Below are 6,536 nucleotides of genomic sequence, written 5' to 3'. Positions count from 1 at the left end.
GGCGAGACCTCCGGTTCCGTCGTCAACCGTCTCGGGCTGCAGGCCTTCCGCATCGGCGCCGAGATCGCCCCCGGCGTGCCGGCGCTCGGCGTCATCGGCACCCATCACGCCGGGCTGCGCATCGCCCTCAAATCCGGCAATTTCGGCGGACCGGACTTCTTCGCCCGCGCACTGAACGCGCTCGCCTGACGGGTCAGAAGCCGCCGGCAGAGGGATGAAAGGCAGCCTTGAGGAAGGCGAGCGCGCGGGGCCATGCCGTCTTTCGCGCCGCGTCGTTGGCGGCCGCCGTGCCGCCCAGCGCGCCGAGGCCGGCATAGGCCGGGTCGGACGCCGCAAATGGCGGCCCGAAAACCGCATGTCCTGCCTTGGGAAAGGCGAGCAGCACCACCGGATGCGTAAAGCCACCGGCGCGCAGCCGGGCCGCCGCCGCCCGCGCCATGCGGCAGGAGGGCCAGACCACGTCCCGCCCGCCACAGACCAGCATCACCGGCCCTTGAATCTTCATCAGGGGAATGAACGCCTGGCGGTGCGCACCGCGGGCCGACAGGCCAGCCGCATAACGGTCGAAAACCGTGCCGGTTTCGGACACGCGATAGGGCAGATCAGGCAGCGGACGCCCATCCATCGAAAAACTCGATTCCGGGTCCCGGTCCCCCCAGGGGCCAATCCCCTGCCAGACGATGTCCGAGGGCACGGCCGCGATGACGGCATTGATTGCCGGATCATGCGCGGCAACAAGGAGCGCCGCCTCTCCGCCGACCGACGTGCCCATGATGGCGATCCGGTGCGGATCGACATCGGGTTGATGTTGCAACCAGGCAACAGCGCGCTCGAAATACTCGACGGGTATGAGCTGCAGCGTCTCCGGCAGTTGGGCCGTGCCGAAATAGCCGAGCTGCAGCGCGGCATAGCCCTCGGCCGCCAGCGCCCGCGCCTCCGCCGTCACGGCTGCGTTCAGCCCCCCTTCCGACCCGCCGAGCACGATGACACCGGGCAATTTTCCCGGGGCCTCATCGGAGCGGACGTAAAGACCAACGAGATGGTCGGCCGTCACCTTCCGTTCGATGATTCCGGCCTGCGCAGACTGGTGGGCGCCGATCGCAAGCAGAGCGATCGCCGCGCTGATGAAGCCACGCCCGATCACGGGGTGTCGGCGGCCTTGGGTAGAACCGTACGCACGATCGAGGCATCCAAGGCTTCGTAATCCGCGAGGCCGATGGTCTCATAGAGTTCGGCCCGCGTCTGCATGCGCGGCAGCATGGATTGCGTGCTGCCCTCGCGCGCCAGGGCGGCATAAAGCTCCGCCTGAGCTTTGTTCGCGACACGCAGGCTGCTGACCGGCCAGATCACCATCCGGTAGCCCATCGCCGCGAATTCATCCGCCGTGAAGAAGGGCGTGCGGCCGAATTCTGTCATATTCGCCAGCAAGGGAACACCTGGCATACGGCGGGAAAATTCCTCGAACATCGCGCGTGTCGTCAATGCCTCCGGAAAGATCGCATCCGCCCCGGCTTCCACATAAAGCCTTGCGCGCGCAACCGCGCCCTCCATCCCCTCGGCCGCCGCCGCATCCGTACGGGCGATGATGTACAGATGGCGACGGGCACGTGCTGCGGCCGCGACCTTGGCTGCCATGTCATGCGGGTCTGCCAGTCTCTTGTCGTTCAGATGACCGCACTTCTTGGGTAGCAACTGGTCCTCGAGATGAACCGCCGCCGCCCCCGCCTCCTCAAAGCTCCGCACCATGTGCATGACGTTGAGCGCCTCGCCGTAGCCGGTGTCGCCGTCCACCAGAAGCGGCAACCCGCTTGCGCGGACAATCTGGCGGATGAAGAAAGCAACTTCATCCACCGTTATCATGCCGAGATCGGGAAGGCCCATGGACGCGGTCATGGCAGCACCCGAGAGATAGAGAGCCGAAAAGCCGGCCGTCTTCGCCTGAAGGGCAGCCATGCCGTTATGGGCGCCGGGAAGTGCCAGGATTCGGGGCCCCGAGAGGAGGTTGCGGAAGCGCAGCCCTGCCGGTTCCTCCGGCCAATCGGCCCCGATCAGATAGGTCATGCAGCCCCTCCTCGCTCGGCCAGCGGCACGAAGGGCTGATCCTCCGGTCCGGTATAGGTCGCGGATGGCCGGATGATGCGCCCGTCCTGCCGCTGTTCAATGACATGCGCGGACCAGCCGGCCGTGCGCGCGACGACGAAGAGCGGCGTGAACATCGCCGTCGGCACACCCATCAGGTGATAGCTCACCGCGGCAAACCAGTCGAGATTGGCGAACATGCGCTTCTCGTCCATCATCACCGTCTCGATCCGGTCGGCGATGTCGAACATTTTGCGCGACTTCACCTCGTCGGCCAGGTCGGAAGCCACCTTCTTGATGACGGTGTTGCGGGGGTCGGCAACCGTATAGACCGGATGACCGAATCCGATGACGACCTCGCGCAGCGCCACACGGCGGCGGATATCCGCTTCGGCCTCATCCGGCGTCGCGTAGCGCTTCTGCACCTCGAAGGCGAATTCGTTGGCACCCCCATGTTTCGGACCGCGCAGCGCGCCGATACCGGCGGCAATCGCGCTGTAGAGATCGGAGCCGGTGCCGGCCACGATCCGTGCCGCGAAGGTCGAGGCATTGAATTCATGCTCGGCATAGAGATTGAGCGATGTATCCATCGCCCTTATCCAGCTTTCTGACGGTGGATGGCCGTGCAACAGATGCAGGAAATGGCCGGCGATGCCTTCATCCTCCGTCTCGGTTTCGATGCGCCTGCCATGCAGGGCGAAGTGATGCCAGTAGAGAAGGATGGAGCCGAGACAGGCGATCAGCCGATCGGCAATCTCCCGCGCGCCTTCGGCATCGTGGCCCAGCGCCTCCGGCAGCAGGGTGCCCAGGAAAGACACGCCCGTGCGCATGACGTCCATCGGATGGGCCGCTGGCGGGATCGCTTCCAGCACGGTTTTCAGCGCCGCCGGCAGGCCGCGCAGCGTGCGGAGTTTCATGCGGTAACCGCGCAGCTCCGCCTCCGTCGGCAAGCTGCCGTGGATGAGAAGAAAGGCAATCTCCTCGAAAACGCAGCGCGGCGCGATGTCGAGAATGTCGTAACCACGGTAATGAAGATCGTTGCCCGTACGGCCGACGGTGCAGAGCGCCGTATTGCCGGCAACGACGCCCGAAAGGGCGACGGATTTCTTCGGGCGCGGCGTTGTTTCGCTCATTCTTCCCTGTCCTTTGTCGAACTAGCTGTGGTCGAAGATGCCTTTGGTCTTCGCCTGCTCCAACTTCCCCTTCGGAAGAGCCACGGTCAGCTCAGCGAGCTCATGGGTTCTGAGGTGGGGGATGTTTTCGGCGGCCTGCAGGAAGCGGGAGACCTCCGCCTGGTCCAGAATTCCCTCCGTCAGCGTGCGGAACTTGCGGACGTAGTCGGGACGGGCCCATGGCGTGGCGCCCAGGCTATGGGCATTGGCGACGGCCAGCTCGTCCGAGATCACGCGCCCGTCCTTCATGACGATTTCGATCCGCCCGCCAAAGGCTTTCACCGCCGGGTCTTCCGCATGGTAGCGGCGCGTCCACGCCGGATCCTCGATCGTTGCAATCTTGCGCCATAGCTCCACCGTGTCGGGCCGCTGGGCACGTTCCGGCAGATAGGAACGGACATGATGCCATTCGCCATCCTGCAGGGCGACGGCCACGATATACATGATCGAGTGGTCAAGCGTCTCGCGGCTGGCATGGGCGTCGAATTTCTGCGGATCCTTCGATCCGGTGCCGATCACGTAGTGGGTGTGATGGCTGGTATGGATGAGAATGCTGGCGACATCGGCGAAATTCGTCACGCGCTTGCCCATGCGAAAGGCAAGATCGATCAACGCCTGGCTCTGGTATTCCGCCGAATGTTCCTTGGTATAGGTGTCGAGAATGGCGCGCTTCGGTTCGCCCTTTGCCGGCAGCGGCACAGCGTATCGCGCACCGGGCCCATCCAGCATCCAGGCGATCACGCTGTCCTCACCTTCATAGATCGGGCTCGGCGCGCCCTCGCCGCGCATGGCGCGGTCCACCGCCTCCACCGCCAGCTTGCCCGCATGGGCGGGCGCGAAAGCCTTCCAGGAACTGATCTCGCCCTTGCGGCTCTGCCGCGTCGCCGTCGTCACATGCAGCGCCTGCTGAACGGATTGATAGATCACCGGCGTGGGCAGGCCCAGGAGCGTCCCGATGCCGGCGGCCGCCGATGGCCCCAGATGGGCGACATGGTCGACCTTGTGCTTGTGCAGGCAGATGGCGCGGACGAGATTGACCTGAATTTCGTACCCCGTCGCGATGCCGCGGATGAGCGCGGAACCATCTGCGCCGCATTGCTGGGCAGCGGCGAGGACGGCCGGGATATTGTCCCCCGGATGGCTGTAGTCGGCGGCAAGGAAGGTGTCGTGGAAATCAAGCTCACGCACGGCCGTGCCGTTGGCCCAGGCCGCCCATTCGGCATGGACGCGGGTGTCCGGCCCGAGGCCAAAGACCGTCGCCCCGCCCTCCCGTCGGTGCGCCAGCGCCTGCGCGCGCGCCGAGGTCACCGGGTGGCGGTTGATGGCAGCGATCGCGACGGCCGCATTGTCGATCACCCGATTGACGATCATCTCGGAGACGGCAGGTTCGACCTCGACCGGATCGGCCGCGACCTCGGCGATCTTCCAGGCGAGCTGATCCTCGCGGGCCAGCCGATCCGCCTCGGGGTGGACCCGAATATCATGGACGATCATGCCCCATTCCTCCGCTTGGTTCTTTTATGTGAGGATAGGACGAAGGGAAACGGAGCTGTCCACCCCGTTTCCCGCAAACCCGCCATGGGCGGGGTTAACGCGGTCAGGTCGCCCTTTGGGACTCCGCCCGACCTTGCGCGTCGAGCGCCCGAAAATCCTCGTCACTGAGGGCGAGGCCCGCAGCCTCCACATTCTCCCTGAGATGCGCGGAGTGACCCGTGCCCGGGATGGGCAGCATCACGGGGGAACGTTTGAGCACCCAGGCCAGTGCGACCTGGCCGGGGCCGGTGCCGAGGCGCTCTGCGATCGTGCTCAGCGCCGAGCCCGGCTTCGCCAGGCTGCCAGCGGCGAGTGGCGCCCAGGGGATGAAGCCGATCCGGTGCTTCTCGCAATAATCCAGCACGTCCTCGCTCTTGCGGTCGACGAGGTTGTAGCGGTTCTGCACCGTCGCCACCGGGAAGTAGCCTTCCGCCATCGTGATGTCGGAGACGCTGACCTCGGAGAGGCCGGCATGGCGGATGAGCCCCTCTTTCTGCATCGCCGCGATCTCGCCGAACTGATCCTCTGCCGGCACTTTCGGGTCCACCCGGTGAAGCTGCCACAGGTCTATCCGCTCCACGCCGAGGCGGCGCAAGCTCATGAGTACGCATTGCCGCAGATATTCCGGTCGGCCTACGGGCATCCAGATATCCGGCCCGTGCCGGGTGAGGCCGCCCTTGGTCGCGATGGTGAGACCTTTGTAGGGAGCCAGAACCTCGGCAATGAAATCCTCGCTCACGAAGGGGCCGTAGCTGTCCGCCGTGTCGATGAGATCAATGCCGAGTTCCGGCACCAACGCCAGGGTGCGCTTGGCCTCCGCGACATCGGGGGGCTCGCCCCAGATGCCGCGGCCGGTGATGCGCATGGCGCCGAAGCCAAGGCGATTCACGACGAGATCGCCGCCGATGGTGAATTGGCCCGCGTCACGGGCGTTTGCCGATGCCATTCTGATTCTCCTTCTCTCCTGATGCCCGAAGAGGTGGGAAGGATAGCAGCAGGCGTGAAGGTCAGGCGGAGAAACTCACCGTCACCGGGGCGATGCCCGCGAAGCTCACTTGCACCGCGGCGCCTGCCGGGGCGGGCAGCGCGCCGGTCCAGGAGCCGCAGGTCACGATCTGACCGGCCTTGAGGCCACCGGACCAGACCGCCCCCTCGTCCGCGAGCCAGGCGATGAGCCGGATCATGTCGCCGGCCGGATTGCCGATTCCACGCTTGGGCTCCGTGTCTGCGATCTCCTGCGTGACACTGAGCGCGGGGAAATCGAGCGCCTGCCAGTTCTCGATCGCCTCACCCACGATCAGCGCGCCATGGCCGATGCCGTCGGCGAGTTTCAGGGCGTCTGGAATATCCGGAAAGCCCTCCACGCGCCATTGCACGACTTCGATGACGGGATGGCAGCTGCCGATGGCGGCCAGAATCTCCTCGCGCGCATAGGGCGTGGGCCGCGGCGGCAGATCCCGCCCCAGGCGGAAGGCGATCTCCGATTCGATCAACCGGTCCGTAAACTCAGGCCCGAGTACGGCACCCGAGAGCAGGATGCCGGAAGCCGGCAACGGCGCCCCGGAGACAGGGGCGTCAGGCCCGGCCGCCCCGACCTTCCAGCCCCCAATCGCTCCCAGCGCCCGGCTGATCTCCCGTTGAACGACATAGCCTTCGGCGTTGGTGGCGGGCCGTTCGATTGCGGAGAGAGGCAGCGGATCGCCCTTTTTTCTCGCCGCCAGGAGCTGTTCGGTCAGGGTCATGCTTGCCTCC

Annotated in this window: 7 protein-coding genes; 1 reads left to right on the top strand and 6 read right to left on the bottom strand. The window is 65.7% G+C overall.

Annotated elements, in window-relative coordinates; translation table 11 throughout:
• Positions 1–189, top strand: a 189-nt coding sequence (locus VL752_RS01910) for a nucleotide-binding domain containing protein (RefSeq protein WP_325352038.1), incomplete at its 5' end; no start/stop codon positions are given.
• A 4-nt stretch (positions 190–193) separates the two neighbouring features.
• Here the strand turns inward: VL752_RS01910 and VL752_RS01905 are convergent.
• From VL752_RS01905 to VL752_RS01880, 6 genes are all read right to left on the bottom strand, one after another.
• Entirely contained in the window at positions 194–1,144 is a 951-nt protein-coding gene (locus tag VL752_RS01905) for an acyl-CoA thioester hydrolase/BAAT C-terminal domain-containing protein (RefSeq protein ID WP_325352037.1), read from the bottom strand.
• Complete coding sequence (gene prpB / locus VL752_RS01900; protein WP_325352036.1) at positions 1,141–2,061, bottom strand: methylisocitrate lyase; 921 nt, start codon at positions 2,059–2,061, stop codon at positions 1,141–1,143. Before prpB ends, VL752_RS01905 begins: the two co-directional genes overlap by 4 nt.
• Positions 2,058–3,212, bottom strand: coding sequence for a bifunctional 2-methylcitrate synthase/citrate synthase (gene prpC / locus VL752_RS01895; protein WP_325352035.1), 1,155 nt, complete (start codon positions 3,210–3,212; stop codon positions 2,058–2,060). The genes prpB and prpC overlap by 4 nt, the downstream gene beginning before the upstream one ends.
• 21 nt (positions 3,213–3,233) lie before the next feature.
• Complete coding sequence (locus tag VL752_RS01890) at positions 3,234–4,745, bottom strand: MmgE/PrpD family protein (protein WP_325352034.1); 1,512 nt, start codon at positions 4,743–4,745, stop codon at positions 3,234–3,236.
• 103 nt (positions 4,746–4,848) lie between these two features.
• On the bottom strand, positions 4,849–5,730 hold the full coding sequence (locus VL752_RS01885; RefSeq protein WP_325352033.1) for an aldo/keto reductase: 882 nt from the start codon (positions 5,728–5,730) through the stop codon (positions 4,849–4,851).
• A gap of 61 nt (positions 5,731–5,791) precedes the next feature.
• Positions 5,792–6,526, bottom strand: coding sequence for a 2-keto-4-pentenoate hydratase (locus tag VL752_RS01880; RefSeq protein ID WP_325352032.1), 735 nt, complete (start codon positions 6,524–6,526; stop codon positions 5,792–5,794).
• Positions 6,527–6,536 lie beyond the last annotated feature (10 nt).

The organism is Acidisoma sp., assembly GCF_035492295.1.
GTDB lineage: Bacteria > Pseudomonadota > Alphaproteobacteria > Acetobacterales > Acetobacteraceae > Acidisoma.
This window is presented reverse-complemented; position numbering and strand designations above follow the sequence as displayed.